The sequence below is a fragment of the Streptomyces sp. NPDC058086 genome (assembly GCF_042885015.1).
Classification (GTDB): domain Bacteria; phylum Actinomycetota; class Actinomycetes; order Streptomycetales; family Streptomycetaceae; genus Streptomyces.
Map to the genome: position 1 here is coordinate 90,123 of NZ_JBHVST010000009.1, position 14,063 is coordinate 104,185.

The following is a 14,063-nucleotide window of genomic DNA, read 5'->3' on the forward strand; positions in this document are numbered from 1 at the left end:
CGTACTCCTGGGACCGATGCCACTGCTTTGGTTGAACCATTCAGCATAGTACGGATGCTCATGGCCACCACGAGCCGCGGCCGCGGGTCACATGACCATGCCGCCGTCTACGGGCAGCACCTGCCCGGTGACGAAGGAGGCGGCGTCCGAGGCGAGGAAGACGAAGCTTCCGGCGATCTCCTCGGGCTCGGCCCAGCGTCCCAGCGGGATCCGGGCGAGCATCGCGTCCGCGAACTTCTTGTTGGTGCGGATCGTCTCCGTCATCGGCGTCGCGGCCAGCGGCGCGAGCGCGTTGACCTTGATCTGCTTGTGTGCCAGTTCACGCGCCAGGGACTTCGTCAGGCCGATGATGCCCGCCTTGGCCGCGGAGTAGTTCACCTGGCCTAGGGTGCCGACGATGCCGGCCGACGAGGTGACGTTGATGATCCGTCCCGTGCCGTCGGTGGGCAGGAACGGCAGCGCGGCCTGCGCGCAGTGGAAGGCGCCCATCAGGTGGATGTCGACGATCCGCCGGAACGCCTCCTCCTGGAGGTTCTCGAACATGTCCGGCGCGATGATTCCGGCGTTGTTGACGAGAATGTGCAGCCTCCCGCCGGTCAGCGCCGCCGCCCGGGCCGCCGCCGCGTCGGCGGACGCACGGTCCCGTACGTCCAGTACGGCACTGTCCGCCCGCTCGCCGGCCGCGGAGATCTTCTCGGCGACCGCCGCGGCCGCCGCCCCGTCGACGTCGGTGACGAGAACCGCCGCCCCGGCGCGCGCGAGCGCCTCGGCGACCGCGGAACCGATGCCGCCCGCGGCGCCGGTGACCAGGGCCGATCGTCCACTGAGATCGAACAGACCGGTGTTGTCGGCCATCAATAGCTCCTCGGCATTCCCAGAGTGTGCGATCCCAGATAGTTCAGGATCATTTCCTGACTGATCGGCGCGATCTTCATCAGACGGGCCTCGCGGAAATAGCGGGCCACGTTGTACTCCTCGGAGTAGCCCATACCGCCGTGCGTCTGCAGGGCCCGGTCGGCGGCGGTGAATCCGGCGTCCGCGCAGAGGTACTTGGCGGTGTTCGCCTCGCGCCCGCAGGGCCGGCCGTTGTCGTAGAGCCACGTGGCCTTGCGCAGGATCAGCTCGGCCGCGTCCAGCCGGGCGAGCGAGTCCGCGAGCGGGAACTGGATGGCCTGGTTCATGCCGATCGGCCTGCCGAACACCACGCGCTCGTTGCCGTAGCTCACGGCCTTCTCCAGTGCCACCCTGCCGATCCCGAGTGCCTCGGCGGCGATCAGCATGCGCTCCGGATTCAGTCCGTCGAGGAGGTAGCGGAACCCCTGACCCTCCTCGCCCACTCGGTCCTCGACCGGGACGCGCAACTCGTCGATGAACAACTCGTTCGAGGTCACGGCATTGCGGCCCATCTTCGGGATGGGGCGGACGTCGATCCTGTCGCGGTCCAGGTCGGTGAGGAACAGCGTCATTCCGTCGGTCCGCTTGGCGACCTCGCCGACCTTGGTGGTGCGGGTGAGCAGCAGGATCTTCTCGGACTCCACGGCTTTGGAGATCCACACCTTGCGGCCGTTGACGACGTAGTGGTCGCCGTCCCGCCGGGCGAAGGTCGTGATGCTCGTCGTGTCCAGACCGGCCTCCGGCTCGGTCACCCCGAAACACACGTGCAGGTCGCCGGTGGCGACACGGGGAAGCGTGCGCCGCTTGAGTTCCTCGGAGCCGTGCACCACCACGGGCTGCATTCCGAAGATCGACATATGGATCGAACTCGCGGCGTTCATCCCGCCGCCGGATCGCGCCACTTCCTCGAGCAGCAGCGTGGCCTCGGTGATGCCGAGACCGTGGCCGCCGTACTCCTCCGGAATGGTGAGCCCCAGCCATCCGCCGTTCGCCACGGCGGCGTAGAACTCCTCGGGAAACCGGTGGTCCCGGTCCTTCTCCATCCAGTACCGGTCGTCGAAGTCGCGCAGGAGCCCGACGACTGCCTTGCGGATGGTTTCCTGATCTTCGGTCAGCTCAAAGTCCACGATGTTGGACCCCTCCGCAGCTTTGATATCTGCGAAACATAACAAAGGTCAGACCGTAAGTACAGCGTGAATGCGGCGGCCCTCTACGAGAGTGCGACGAGAGTGCGACCTGTCCTAGCGGTCCGCGGCCGGGTTGCCCTCGACCCACTGGATGAGGAGCTGGCGCACGTACGGGTTGCCCTCCTGCGCGGAGTGCGCCAGTCGCTCCGCGCTCGCGCGTGCCGCCCGCCAGGCCACCGGGGTGTCCTCGGCGTGCGCGGTGTCGGCGGCGGCCAGCGCGTCGGCCGCCAGGCCCCGGAGATCCTCGGCGAGGTCGTCGTGCGCCGCGGCCCGGTACGCCTCCAGTCGCAGCGCCTTCAGTTCCTCGGCGGAGGGGGCGGGCCGCGCCGGGGGCTGGGCGTAGCCGCTGACCGCGATCACCACGCAGAAGGTCGCCACGTCCCGGCGGCTCTCCCGCTGTCCCCGCGCGATGGCGGGCCCGAGCCAGGCGGCGGCCTTCCAGTGGGCCACGGTGGTGGCAGTGAGGAGGGAGACGGTGAGGGCGGTAAGAGGAATCCAGCCACCGAGGAAGTAGCCGATCGGGCCGAGCACGAGGAGGCAGGCCCCGCTGAGCATCCAGATGCGACGGCGGCCGATTCTGAGGTGTCGGGGCTCCATGCCCTTCAGTGTCGCAGGGGCGCGCAGGGAGCGGTGAGGCGGCGCGGGATTCACCGAGTGCGCCGCCCGGTGCCGGGGGGAGCGGAGTGGGGCGGCCGGGTTGCCGACCGTGGCCGCACGCCCGGCGCTAACGTGGCGGACATGCGCCGTGGGAACTGGCTCGGAACCGTCATGACGGCAGCCGTGGTGGCCCTTGCCGCGGGCTGCGGGGGTGCCTCGGGGAGGCCCGCCGCGTCCGTGGCACCGACACCGGGCGCCTCGGGGGCGATCAGGGTGACAAGCCCGGCCTTCAGGGACGGTGGCACCGTCCCACGCCGTTTCACCTGCGACGGCGCGAACGTGTCCCCGCCGCTGCGTCTCTCCGGTGTGCCGGGTGGTGCGGCCGAGCTGGTCGTGCTGGCCGAGGACCCGGACGCCCCGTCCGGGACCTTCGTGCACTGGCTCATGTGGGGCGTCGATCCGCACGAGACGACGCTGGGTGCGGGCGCCGTCCCGAAGGGGGCGGTGCAGGGCCGCAACGGCTTCGGACAGCGCCGCTACGGCGGTCCCTGCCCGCCCGCCGGCAAGCCCCACCACTACGTCTTCTCGGTCCTCGCCGCCGACGTGAGGCTGCACCTTCCCGAGGACGCCACGGTCGACGCCGTACGGCGCGCGCTGGCCGGTCACACCGTGGGCTCCGGCACCCTCGTCGGGCGGTACGGACGTACGGGCTGAATGGCCGGAGATCGCCCTGCCCAACAATGACGGGCGTACATACGATGCGGTCGATCCCGGCCTTCACAGCTCCTTCACAGGGCGGGGTCGCATGAGCATGCGCTTGACATGTCCATGCTTCAACGATCCGCGCTTGATCCAACGCACTGGTCTGCGACGGCGCCGCACGTCCGCGTGAGGCGCCGCACCCCCCAATTCACGGCGGCACACGTTCCGTGCCGCCGTAGACACCAACGCAACGGATTGGAGCACCATGGCTGGTGGGCTGCTTCTGGGTGGCGCGATAGCCGCCCTGTTCGCCACCGCACTCCCGGGGCCGGACCCGTCCTCCGGGATCGTCGACCCGCCCCCGGACAAGATCGTCATCAAGGTCGCCACCGTGAACGGTTCCGGCTGTCCGCAGGGCACCGCCGCTGTCGCGGTCTCCCCGGACAACACGGCCTTCACGGTCACCTACAGCAACTACCTCGCCCAGGTCGGAGGCAACTCCGACCCCACCGCCTTCCGTAAGAACTGCCAGCTCAACCTGATCGTCCACGTGCCGCAGGGCTTCACGTACGCCATCGCCAGCGCGGACTACCGTGGCTTCGCCGCACTCCAGTCGGGTGCGAGCAGCACCGAGAAGGCCTCGTACTACTTCCAGGGCTCGTCGAGCACGGCGGCCATCACCCACCCCTTCCGCGGCCCCTACAACGACAACTGGCAGTCCACGGACGTCACCGACTGGGCCCAACTGGTCTGGGCGCCCTGCGGTGTCCAGCGGAACTTCAACATCAACACCGAGCTGCGCGTCAACGCGGGCACGTCCACGCCCGGCAGCACCAGTTTCATGACCATGGACTCCACGGACGGTGACATCAGCACCATCTACCACCTCGCCTGGAAGGAGTGCCCCGCCTCCTGACCTCCCGCTCCGTCCGCATGACCTTGACCGGCTCCGCCGCATCGGAGCCGGTCAAGTGGAGCCGGCGAGCTGAGTGAGCTGGGCGAGCTAGGGAAGCAGTCGTTCGATGGCTGTGGGTCCGTCCTCCCGCAGCCTGCGCTCGGCCCAGGCGAGGTTCTTCGGGCTGAGGTCGCGACCCGCGGCGAGCACCATGTCCTCGGCGGTCACGGGGCCTTCGGAGCCGGTGTGCAACAGCGAGTCGGGGGTCGCCCTGTCGTCGGACGGTGAGGACGAATCGGGCTGGCTTGTTGGCATGATCTCTCCCTCTTCCACCTGACCTGTTCTCACGCTACGGGCATTCCGCACACCCCGCGCGACACGCCGCGTGCGGACGCGGCTGAGGGCGGGGTCGGGGCGCCCGGGCCCCATTCGGACGTACAACGATGTCGGTCGTCGGTCGCGGAGGTGATGGTGGAAGCACTCGCACCCCTGCGACTGATCGGAGCATGTAATGCGTATTCGTCTGATGGCCGCCGCCGGGCTGGCAGGCGTGGCCCTGCTGGCCACCGCCGGGACCGCTGCCGCCGCCGACCCCACCCCGGTCGGCGTCGCCTCGAACAGTCCTGGAGTCCTGTCCGGCAACGTCATCCAGATCCCCCTCGACCTCGGCCTCAACCTCTGCGGCAACTCCCTCGACCTGCTGGGTCTGCTGAACCCGGCCACGGGGAACACCTGCACGAACGCCTGAACCGGCTGACCGCCGAGCCGCGCCGGGCAGGTCTTCCCCTGCCCGGCGGACGGCCACCGATTCCTGGCGGACGGCGATCGGCTTGGGCGGGTGGTCTTGTGCCCTGGCGGACGGCGATCGGCTTGGCCGGTGGTCTCGTGTCCTGGCGGACGACTACCGGCCTTGGCCGACGGCCACCGGCGTCGACGCACAGTCGCCGGGTTTTGGCTGACGGGTACCCGTTCCGGCGGACGGTCGCCGGTCCTGGCGGACGGCCACCGATTCCTGCGGGGAGGATCTGTCCTGGCGGACGGCCGCCGGCTTCGGCGCAGGGTCGTCGGTCTTGGCGAACCGCTGCCCAAGGCTGGTCGGCCTTCGGTCATGGCGGGCGATCACCGGCGTCGGCGCACGGTCGCCGGTTTTGGCGAACAGCTGCCGGACGTGGTGGACGGTCACCGGTTCTGGCGGACGGCTTCGGCGTCGGGTCGCCGGTCCTGGCGGACGGCCATCGATCCCGGCGGAGGGGGATCTGTCCTGGCGGACTGCCACGGGTGTCGGCGGGCCGCTGCTCGTCCTGGCGGATGGCCATCGATCCTGGCGGGCTGCCACCAGGCCCGGCGGGCGGCCACCCGCAGGCAGCCACTGGTCCTGGCTGAGCGCTGCCAGGCCCGGCGATCTACCGTCCGGGCCGGGGATCTGTCCCCCCGACCCGGCGGGGCGCCGCCTGTCCCGATGCGGGGTTGTGGATGTGGGGCGCTCGGTGGGCTACTCGTCCGTTCCGCTCAGCGGCTCGTTCGACGGGGGGATGATGCGGGCCGTGAGGTCCGGGTCCGGCATGTGCGGGTCGAACGGGAACATGGGGCGGCGGATGCGGTGGTGCCCCAGCCTGACGAGGTCCTGGTCGACGCCGCCCGGGGTCAGCGCCATCTTCCAGCCGGCGGACATGGCGAACAGTTCCGGTTCCAGATAGCCGATCTTGACCACGACGACGTCGGCGCCGCGCGGGTCGAGCGCCAGGCCGGTGAAGTCGTGCTCGTGGTGGTACGGCTTGCGGAGGCGCGTGATGATCACGTACACGCTCCCGACCCGCAGGACGACCTCGGTCCCGGCGTCCCGGTCCCCGTGCCGGACCGCGTGGACCACCCCGGTCATGGTGAGCGGCCCCGCGTGCCGGTCGTCCACCTCGGCACCGGCCGTGACCGTGACGGTCGCGCCGACGCCCGCCTTCTCCGCGGCCTCGACGGCGGCCGGCCCCGGCACGGACGCGTAGATGACCGTCGGCCCGGACGGTTCCTTGAACTCCGGACGGGCGAGGACGCGTTCGAGCCCCCACGTGACATCGCCCGCGCCGCCCGCCGTCGGATTGTCACCGGTGTCGCTGACGAAGAACGGCCGGGCGTCGGGGGAGGAGGCCAGCGCCTCGTCGAGGCACTCGTCCAGTGATCCGGTCGGCGCGACGAACGCGAACGCCCCGCGCGCCTCCCAGAATCCGCGCGCCAGCCGCTCGGCGCCCCGCGCGACGGCGGCCTCCGACGGCCCGGCGACCACGACCGCGGCGCGGTTGCGCGGCTCGTCCGCCCACGCGTACCCGACCCAGATCGCGGCGTCGGTCACGCCGTCCGTGGCCTCCACCTCGTCGATGGCCGCGTACACGCTCCTGGCGGGCTCGATGCGCGTCGAGGTCTGCTCACCGGCCAGCAGCACGGGTACCGGGATCCAGGCCTTGACCGGCCGGGGCGCACCGGTGGTGAGCAGATCCACGAGATGGCGGGCGGCCCGCTCCTTCGTCTCCATGTGGTCCTCGTGCGGAGCCATCCGATAGCAGGTGATGAGGTCGCTCATGTGGGCGAGCTCGCGCGAGACGTTGCCGTGCAGGTCCATCGAGGTGGACACGATGACATCGGTTCCGACGGTCTCGCGGATCCGGGCGAGCAGGACGGCCTCGGCGTCGTCGACGCCCTCCACCGTCATGGCGCCGTGGATGTCGAACCAGAGCCCGTCGAGGCGCGGCAGCTCCCCGAGCCGGCGCAGCAGTTCCGCGGAGAGCTCCGCGAACGCGGCCGCGGTCACCGTGCCTCCGGGCAGCGCCTTGCCGACGAGCGCGCCGCGCCAGTCGGCGGCGTCACGCAGGGGCGTCCCGGGCGCGAGGAAGGGATAGCGCGTGAGGACGTCCTCGCCGCGCTGTGGGTGGAATGCGGGCGCTTCGGTCCGCGCCGGTGAGAACGTCGACGACTCGATGCCGAGTCCGGCGATGGCGATGACGGGCCGGGCGACGGCGGTACGGGGGTGCGTCATGGCTCCTCGATTCGTATGCGCTGGTCGGAATGGAGTCCCGCTCCTGTCCCTGTTCCCGCTGCCGCTCCGGTCACGGTGTGGAGTGCGTGGGACAGCGCCCGCTGGAGCGCGAACTGCCCCGCGCCGACCAGCCCCGCGTCCGCGCCGAGGCTCGCCCGCTCGATCACCAGGTGCTTGGTCACCAGCGGATGGCACCCCTCGTACAGCTGACTGCGGACGGCGGCGACGAACGGTTCGAGCGTGGAGAGGATGCCGCCGAGGGACACGGCGTCGGGGTTGAAGAAGTTGACGTTCGCGGCCAGCACCATGCCGAGGTAGCGGCCGGCCTGACGGACGGCGCGGGTCGCCTCCGGGTCGGCGTCGGACGCGAACCGGACGACGTCCTCGATCGTGTCGACGTCGAGCCCCCGCTCACGCAGGACGCGCACCAGCGCCGCGCCCGACGCGACGGTCTCCAAGCATCCGGTGTTGCCACAGGAGCACGGGATGTCGTGCCCCGCTTCGACCCGTACATGGGTGATCTCGCCGGCGGCGCCGGTCCCGCCCCGGTAGAGCCGTCCGTCGGCGATGACACCCGCGCCGATCGCGGAGCCCATCTTCACCATGATCGACTGGCGGCGCTCGGCCGGCTGGACACTGTGCTCGCCGACGGCCATGCAGTTGGCGTCGTTCTCGATCGCCGCCGGAACGCCGAAGCGGTCCTCCAGCCAGGCCCGGACGGGGAACCGGTTCCAGCCGGGCATGCGCGACGGCAGTGTCACTACGCCGGAGGCGACGTCGACCGGTCCCGGCAGCGAGAGGCCGACCCCCTTGAGCAGCTCACGCCCGTGCTGCTCGGCGAGGCCCTCCAGCGTCCCGGCGAGCCCGGGCAGCGCGGCCTCGGGCCCCTCCGCCGTAGGGAACGGCACCGTCGACACGTCCGTGAGCCCGCCGCCCGGCAGCACGACACCGACATGCGCGTGTCTGCCCCCGAGTTCGGCCGCGACCGCGAACCCGTCGCTGCCGCCGAGCCGCAGGACCTTGCGCGGACGTCCTCCCGCGGAGGAGCGCGTGCCCTGCTCCGCCACCAGCCCGTGGGCAACGAGCTGACCGACCGTCAGGGAGATCGTCGAGGGCGCGGCCCCGAGCAGATCGGCGAGTTCGGTGCGCGTGGTCGCCCGCCCGGAGGCGAGGAGTTCGAGGACGCGCTCGGCCAGGGACGAGACGCCCGTGGCACCCCTGCGGTGTACCGCACTTTTTTCAGGCATGGACGAAGTAACTTCCGACGACGGGATCGGGATGCCGAGCGTACGTCCCTGAAGCCGCCTCTCCACTTTTTTCAGAACAGCAGAAACAGGCTTTTTACAGCAGGGCGTCTGTTTCTTCGAACAGTCGGGTCGTTGACTGGCTCCGCCACGCCCCTTGCCCGGCCCCTTTGTTCACCCCTGTTCACCCCGAGGAGAGCCATGTCCCCTGCTCGCGCGACACTCGTCGCCGGTGCCGTCGTCTCGGCGGGCACGCTGCTGCTCGCGGGCTGCTCCGGGACGAGCGGCACGTCGTCCACGTCCTCCGACTCCATCAACTACGCGCTGCCCGCGAACTTCACCCCGAACTGGATCCTGCCGATCGGCACGGCGGCGCATCTCAACACCAACAACATCTCCATCGCCAACAGCCTCTGGGAGCCGCTCGTCGCGTACGACGGCTCGACCGGCAAGATCGCCTGGAACAAGAGCGGGTCCATCGCGACCGCAGCCGCCTTCGCCTCCGACGGCAAGAGCGTCACCCTCACGCTCGGCGACCGCAGGTGGAGCGACGGCAAGCCGATCACCTCGCGCGACGTCGAGTTCTGGTTCAACCTCATCAAGGCGAACAAGGAACAGTGGGCGGGCTACAACCCCGGCAAGGCGCCGGACAACTGGACCTCGTTCAAGACCGTGGACGACCACCACTTCACGCTCACGTTCGACAAGGCCTACAACTCCGACTGGATGCTCGCCAACGAGCTGAGCGCGATCAACCCGCTCCCACAGCACGCATGGGACAAGACGGCCGCGTCGGCCACGGTGTCGGACGCCGACCGGACGGCCGCCGGCGCCAAGCAGGTGTGGACGTACCTCAACACGGCCGCGAAGAACATCTCCGGCTACGAGAAGGACGCGCTGTGGAAGACCATCAGCGGTCCCTACGCGGTCAAGTCCTTCTCGACCGCGGGCAAGGTCGTGCTCACCGCCAACAAGAAGTACGACGGCGGTGAGAAGCCGGACATCGCCACCGTGAACCTCCTCCCCTTCACGACGGCGGACGCCGAGAAGAACGCGCTGCGCTCGGGGAGCGTCGACTACGGCTACATCGAGGCGACAGACCTCGACCAGAAGGACCGGTTCACCGCCCAGGGGTACACGGTCAAGCCCTGGTCCGGCTGGGCGATCACCTACATGCCGTACAACTTCAACAACCCGTCCATGGGCGCCGTGTTCAAGCAGCTCTACGCCCGTCAGGCGGTCCAGCGGTCGATCGACCAGAGCAGCCTGGCGAAGGTCATCTTCAACGGCACCGCGGTCCCCGGCTACGGCCCGATCCCGCAGGCGCAGTCGAGCGACTTCCTCTCGCCCACGCAGAAGGGCAATCCGTACCCTTTCTCGACCTCTGCCGCCAAGTCACTCCTGTCCAGCCACGGTTGGACCGAACAGGGCGGAGTCATGGTGTGCACGGATCCGGGCGCGGGCGCCTCGCAGTGCGGTGACGGGGTCGCCAAGGGCACCAGGTTCCAGATGCAGGTGCTGTCGCAGTCCGGCTCGACCGTCACCGACAACATGATGAGCGCGATCCAGTCCTCGCTGGAGAAGACCGGGATCAAGTTCACGATCAGGACCGCGCCCGTGAACTCGGTGCTGTCCCAGACCCCGCCGTGCACCGCGAGTCAGTCGATCTGCACGTGGCAGCTGTCGTTCTTCGGCACCGCCGGCAGCTGGTACTTCAACGCCTTCCCGACCGGCGACTCGCTCTTCCAGAGCAAGGGCGGCTCGAACTTCGGCAACTACTCCGACCCGGAGACCGACCAGCTGATCACCGCCTCCACCACGTCGAACTCCGCGCAGGCCGTACGGGACTACAGCGCGGCCGTCGCCAAGGACCTCCCGGTCATCTGGCTGCCGGAGCCCGACTACCAGATCTCGGTCGTCAAGAACGGCCTCGGCGGCTTCTCACAGGACTCACTCGCCAACTTCCACCCGGCGCAGTGGAAGTGGAACCGCTGACCGCATGGACACCCTCCTCTATCTCACCCGGCGCGTCCTGCAGTCCCTCGCGGTGATCCTCATCGTGACGGTGGTGGTCTTCTGCCTGCTGCACGCGCTGCCCGGAGGTCCCGCACGCGGCATCCTCGGCCCGCAGGCGACGGCCCAGCAGATCGCGCAGTTCGACCACGAGCAGGGCCTCGACCGCTCGCTCCCCGTCCAGTACCTCTACTACCTGCGCACCCTGCTGCACGGCGACCTCGGCACCTCGTACACCCTGAACGAGGCGGTCTCCCGGCTCATCGAACAGCGCCTCCCGAAGACCCTGGTCCTCACCGTGCTGTCCGCGCTGGTCGGGCTCGCGCTCGCGATCCCGCTCGGCATGTGGCAGGCGGTGCGTCGCAACAAGCCGGTGGACTACGTCATCACGACGCTGAGCTTCGTCGCGTACTCGACCCCCGTGTACTTCCTCGGGCTCGTCCTGGTCCTGGTCTTCACACAGATGCTGCCCTGGTTCCCCTCGCAGGCGCCGCAGGGCGACACGCTCGGGCAGGTGCTCTCCCAGCCGAACGCGCTGGTCCTGCCGGTCGTCGCGGGAGCCGCGTCCATGGTCGCCGTCTTCAGCCGGTACATGCGCGCCGCGACCCTGGAGAACCTCTCCGAGGACTACGTGCGTACCGCGCGGGCCGGCGGCTCCCGTCCCCGCGCGATCCTGTGGCGGCACGTGTTCCGCAACTCGCTGACCCCCGTCGTCGCGATGCTCGGCTACTACGTGCCCGTCCTCTTCGGCGGCGCCCTGGTCGTCGAGCAGCTCTTCAACTACCCGGGGATGGGGCTGCTGTTCTGGAGCGCCGCGCAGTCCTCCGACTATCCGGTGCTGCTCGGTTGCGTCCTCGTCATCTCCGTCGCGACGGTCGTCGGCACCCTGCTCGCCGACATCGTCCAGCGGATCGTCGATCCCCGAGTGAAGGCGGGCCGGTCATGAGCGCCGTATTGCCGGTGACACCCACCGTGGAGGCGGCCGCCGGGTACCGCCTCGCCCTGCGCCGGTTCGCGCGCAACAGGCTCGCGGTCGCGGGTCTGGCGGTCGTCGTCCTCTTCCTGCTCTTCTGCTTCGCCGGCCCGCTGCTCCACTCGACCGACCAGACCCACACCCATCTCACCCAGGTGAACCTGGCGCCGAGCGGCGCGCACCTGCTCGGCACCGACGCCGTCGGACACGACGAGCTGGGGCGGCTCATGTACGGCGGCAAGGTGTCACTGCTCGTCGGCCTCGCCTCCGGCCTCCTCGCGACCGTCATCGGCACGCTCTGGGGCGCGGTCGCGGGCTACGCGGGCGGCTGGATCGACGCCGTGATGATGCGGGTCGTGGACGCCGGAATCGCCATCCCGGCGCTCTTCATCCTCCTCGTCGTCTCCGCCATCACCACCCCGGACACCTGGGGGCTCGTCGTCATCCTCGGCCTGGTCTCCTGGCTGGTCCCCTCCCGTCTCGTCCGGGCCGAGACACTCACCCTGAAGGGCCGGGACTACGTGCTGACACTGCGCGCCATCGGCGGCACGCACGGCCGGGCGATCGGCCGGCACATCCTGCCGAACTCCGTCTCGACGGTCGTGGTCGCCGCCACCTTCCAGGTCGCCGACGCGATCCTCCTCGTCGCCTACGTGTCCTATCTCGGCCTGGGCGTCCAGCCCCCGTCGACCGACTGGGGCGGCATGCTCTCTGCCGGTCTGACGGCCGCGTACTCGGGACGCTGGTGGCTCATCGTGCCGCCCGGCCTCGCCATCATCCTCGTCGTCTGTGCCTTCAACGCCATCGGCGACGGACTGCGCGACGCCTTCGACGTGAGGGGACGCGGATGACCGCCGACATCCTGCGGATCGAGAACCTGGGCGTCACCTTCTCCACGGAGACGGGTGAGGTGGCCGCGGTACGAGAGGTCTCGCTGCGGGTCCGACCCGGTGAGACGCTCGCCCTCGTCGGCGAGTCGGGCTCCGGCAAGTCGACCGTCGCGCTCGCCGCGATGGGGCTGCTGCCGGGCACCGCCCACGCCACGGGCCACGCCGTCGTCGGTGGCACCGACGTCGTCGGCGCCACCGAGGCCGACCTCGCGGGTCTACGGGGCCGCATCGCGTCGATGGTGTTCCAGGAACCCGCGACCGCGCTCGACCCGCTCACCCGCATCGGCGCCCAGATCGCCGAGGTCATCCGCAACCACCGTCCCGTCACGGCCAAGGAGGCCGCCGGGGAGGCGGTCGAACTCCTGCGTCGCGTCGGCATCCCGGATCCGGGGACGAGGGCGTCCGCGTTCCCGTTCCAGCTCTCCGGGGGACAGCGGCAGCGCGTGGTCATCGCCATGGCGATCGCCAACGCCCCGAGCCTGCTCATCGCCGACGAACCGACCACCGCGCTCGACGTCACCGTGCAGGCCGAGATCCTCGACCTGCTGCGGTCGCTCGCCGCCGACTTCGACACAGGGGTACTGCTGGTCACGCACAACATGGGAGTGGTCGCCGACTTCGCGGACCGCGTCGCCGTCATGCTTCAGGGGGAGATCGTTGAGACGGGGCCGGTGGAGGAGGTGCTCCTGCGGCCCACGCACGAGTACACCAAGCGCCTGCTCGGCGCGGTGCCGCGGCTGGCCGTCGCCGAGCCGGGGGCCGACTCCCGGCGCACCGAAGGGGATCGGCCCGCCGCGGACGCGGTGGTCGAACTGCGTGACGTGAGCGTGCGGTTCGGCCGCGGGCGCCGCGCCGTCCGCGCACTCGACGGTGTCTCGCTGACGGTCAGGGCCGGTGAGACCGTGGGTCTGGTGGGGGAGTCGGGTTCGGGCAAGTCGACCGCCGCGCGCGTCGCGCTGGGCCTCGTACCACCGTCGTCCGGCTCGGTGTCGCTGTTCGGCGCCGACCTCGGCAGGACCCGGGGGCGGGCCCGGCGCGCGCTGCTGGCCGGTGTCGGCGTGGTCCTGCAGGACCCGGTCGCCTCGCTCGACGCCCGGATGAGCGTGGCGGAGTGCGTCGCCGAGCCGCTGCGCGTGCACCGCCGGGGGATGCCGGCGGCCGAGCGCCGGACCCGGGTCGGCGACGTACTCGAACTCGTCCGTCTGCCGAGGGAGTTGGCCCACCGGGGTCCGCGTGAGTTGTCCGGTGGCCAGCGGCAGCGGGTGAGTCTCGCCCGGGCGCTGGTCCTTGAGCCGCGACTGCTGGTCGCGGACGAGCCGACGAGCGCGCTCGACGTGAGTGTGCAGCAGTCGGTCCTTGAGGTGATCGCGAGGCTCCAGGGCGAGTTGGGGTTCGCCTGTCTGTTCGTGTCCCACGACCTCGCCGTCGTCCAGCAATTCGCCCAGCACGTCGTCGTCCTGCGGGCCGGGCGCATCGAGGAGGAGGGCAGTACCGCGACCACGCTCCTGCATCCGCGCACGGACTACACGCGACGGCTCATCGCCGCCGTGCCCGTGCCGGACCCGGTGCTGCAACGCCGTCGGCGCGCGGAACGGCGGGCCGCCACGGGGGTCACGGCGTGACCGTATCCGGGAGCCGCCCCCCGA

Annotated in this window: 13 protein-coding genes; 7 read left to right on the plus strand and 6 right to left on the minus strand. The window is 70.3% G+C overall.

Annotated features, from left to right (window positions below):
- Positions 1 to 87: 87 nt before the first annotated feature.
- From ACFVWD_RS09775 to ACFVWD_RS09785, 3 genes are all read right to left on the minus strand, one after another.
- Positions 88 to 855 (minus strand): SDR family NAD(P)-dependent oxidoreductase, encoded by a 768-nt coding sequence (locus tag ACFVWD_RS09775; RefSeq protein ID WP_389594787.1) that lies wholly within the window; start codon positions 853 to 855, stop codon positions 88 to 90.
- A complete protein-coding gene (locus ACFVWD_RS09780) occupies positions 855 to 2,021 on the minus strand; it encodes an acyl-CoA dehydrogenase family protein (RefSeq protein WP_168487918.1) in 1,167 nt (388 codons plus the stop codon). The genes ACFVWD_RS09775 and ACFVWD_RS09780 overlap by 1 nt, the downstream gene beginning before the upstream one ends.
- A gap of 114 nt (positions 2,022 to 2,135) precedes the next feature.
- On the minus strand, positions 2,136 to 2,678 hold the full coding sequence (locus ACFVWD_RS09785) for a hypothetical protein (RefSeq protein ID WP_389594789.1): 543 nt from the start codon (positions 2,676 to 2,678) through the stop codon (positions 2,136 to 2,138).
- 141 nt (positions 2,679 to 2,819) lie between these two features.
- Here ACFVWD_RS09785 and ACFVWD_RS09790 point away from each other — a divergent pair, with 141 nt between their 5' ends.
- Positions 2,820 to 3,392, plus strand: coding sequence for a YbhB/YbcL family Raf kinase inhibitor-like protein (locus ACFVWD_RS09790; RefSeq protein WP_389594791.1), 573 nt, complete (start codon positions 2,820 to 2,822; stop codon positions 3,390 to 3,392).
- Between the two features lie 253 nt (positions 3,393 to 3,645).
- On the plus strand, positions 3,646 to 4,296 hold the full coding sequence (locus tag ACFVWD_RS09795; protein ID WP_389594792.1) for a DUF4360 domain-containing protein: 651 nt from the start codon (positions 3,646 to 3,648) through the stop codon (positions 4,294 to 4,296).
- An 87-nt stretch (positions 4,297 to 4,383) separates the two neighbouring features.
- Here the strand turns inward: ACFVWD_RS09795 and ACFVWD_RS09800 are convergent, their stop codons facing one another.
- On the minus strand, positions 4,384 to 4,590 hold the full coding sequence (locus tag ACFVWD_RS09800) for a hypothetical protein (protein ID WP_075029382.1): 207 nt from the start codon (positions 4,588 to 4,590) through the stop codon (positions 4,384 to 4,386).
- Between the two features lie 196 nt (positions 4,591 to 4,786).
- Between ACFVWD_RS09800 and ACFVWD_RS09805 the strand changes: the two genes are divergently transcribed.
- Complete coding sequence (locus ACFVWD_RS09805) at positions 4,787 to 5,023, plus strand: chaplin (RefSeq protein ID WP_389594794.1); 237 nt, start codon at positions 4,787 to 4,789, stop codon at positions 5,021 to 5,023.
- Positions 5,024 to 5,767: 744 nt separating this feature from the next.
- Here ACFVWD_RS09805 and ACFVWD_RS09810 read toward each other — a convergent pair.
- Positions 5,768 to 7,297, minus strand: a complete 1,530-nt coding sequence (locus tag ACFVWD_RS09810; RefSeq protein ID WP_389594796.1) for a M81 family metallopeptidase — start codon at positions 7,295 to 7,297, stop codon at positions 5,768 to 5,770.
- Positions 7,294 to 8,544, minus strand: a complete 1,251-nt coding sequence (locus ACFVWD_RS09815) for an ROK family protein (protein WP_389594798.1) — start codon at positions 8,542 to 8,544, stop codon at positions 7,294 to 7,296. The genes ACFVWD_RS09810 and ACFVWD_RS09815 overlap by 4 nt, the downstream gene beginning before the upstream one ends.
- Positions 8,545 to 8,742: 198 nt before the next feature.
- Between ACFVWD_RS09815 and ACFVWD_RS09820 the strand changes: the two genes are divergently transcribed.
- Genes ACFVWD_RS09820 through ACFVWD_RS09835 form a run of 4 tightly spaced genes read left to right on the plus strand, consistent with a single transcriptional unit; the run spans position 8,743 to position 14,039 of the window.
- Positions 8,743 to 10,536: a peptide ABC transporter substrate-binding protein gene (locus tag ACFVWD_RS09820; protein ID WP_389594799.1), complete on the plus strand. Its 1,794-nt coding sequence runs from the start codon at positions 8,743 to 8,745 to the stop codon at positions 10,534 to 10,536.
- Between the two features lie 4 nt (positions 10,537 to 10,540).
- Positions 10,541 to 11,500 (plus strand): ABC transporter permease, encoded by a 960-nt coding sequence (locus tag ACFVWD_RS09825; RefSeq protein WP_389594801.1) that lies wholly within the window; start codon positions 10,541 to 10,543, stop codon positions 11,498 to 11,500.
- Positions 11,497 to 12,378, plus strand: coding sequence for an ABC transporter permease (locus tag ACFVWD_RS09830; protein WP_385376012.1), 882 nt, complete (start codon positions 11,497 to 11,499; stop codon positions 12,376 to 12,378). Before ACFVWD_RS09825 ends, ACFVWD_RS09830 begins: the two co-directional genes overlap by 4 nt.
- On the plus strand, positions 12,375 to 14,039 hold the full coding sequence (locus tag ACFVWD_RS09835) for a dipeptide ABC transporter ATP-binding protein (protein WP_389594804.1): 1,665 nt from the start codon (positions 12,375 to 12,377) through the stop codon (positions 14,037 to 14,039). The genes ACFVWD_RS09830 and ACFVWD_RS09835 overlap by 4 nt, the downstream gene beginning before the upstream one ends.
- Positions 14,040 to 14,063 lie beyond the last annotated feature (24 nt).

Bases quoted from the DNA above. Each gene is read 5' to 3' on its own strand.
- ACFVWD_RS09790 (WP_389594791.1), top strand. From the start codon at position 2,820: ATGCGCCGTGGGAACTGGCTCGGAACCGTCATGACGGCAGCCGTGGTG.
- ACFVWD_RS09815 (WP_389594798.1), bottom strand. From the start codon at position 8,544: ATGCCTGAAAAAAGTGCGGTACACCGCAGGGGTGCCACGGGCGTCTCG.
- ACFVWD_RS09830 (WP_385376012.1), top strand. From the start codon at position 11,497: ATGAGCGCCGTATTGCCGGTGACACCCACCGTGGAGGCGGCCGCCGGG.
- ACFVWD_RS09775 (WP_389594787.1), bottom strand. From the start codon at position 855: ATGGCCGACAACACCGGTCTGTTCGATCTCAGTGGACGATCGGCCCTG.
- ACFVWD_RS09805 (WP_389594794.1), top strand. From the start codon at position 4,787: ATGCGTATTCGTCTGATGGCCGCCGCCGGGCTGGCAGGCGTGGCCCTG.
- ACFVWD_RS09835 (WP_389594804.1), top strand. From the start codon at position 12,375: ATGACCGCCGACATCCTGCGGATCGAGAACCTGGGCGTCACCTTCTCC.
- ACFVWD_RS09820 (WP_389594799.1), top strand. From the start codon at position 8,743: ATGTCCCCTGCTCGCGCGACACTCGTCGCCGGTGCCGTCGTCTCGGCG.
- ACFVWD_RS09795 (WP_389594792.1), top strand. From the start codon at position 3,646: ATGGCTGGTGGGCTGCTTCTGGGTGGCGCGATAGCCGCCCTGTTCGCC.
- ACFVWD_RS09800 (WP_075029382.1), bottom strand. From the start codon at position 4,590: ATGCCAACAAGCCAGCCCGATTCGTCCTCACCGTCCGACGACAGGGCG.
- ACFVWD_RS09810 (WP_389594796.1), bottom strand. From the start codon at position 7,297: ATGACGCACCCCCGTACCGCCGTCGCCCGGCCCGTCATCGCCATCGCC.
- ACFVWD_RS09825 (WP_389594801.1), top strand. From the start codon at position 10,541: ATGGACACCCTCCTCTATCTCACCCGGCGCGTCCTGCAGTCCCTCGCG.
- ACFVWD_RS09785 (WP_389594789.1), bottom strand. From the start codon at position 2,678: ATGGAGCCCCGACACCTCAGAATCGGCCGCCGTCGCATCTGGATGCTC.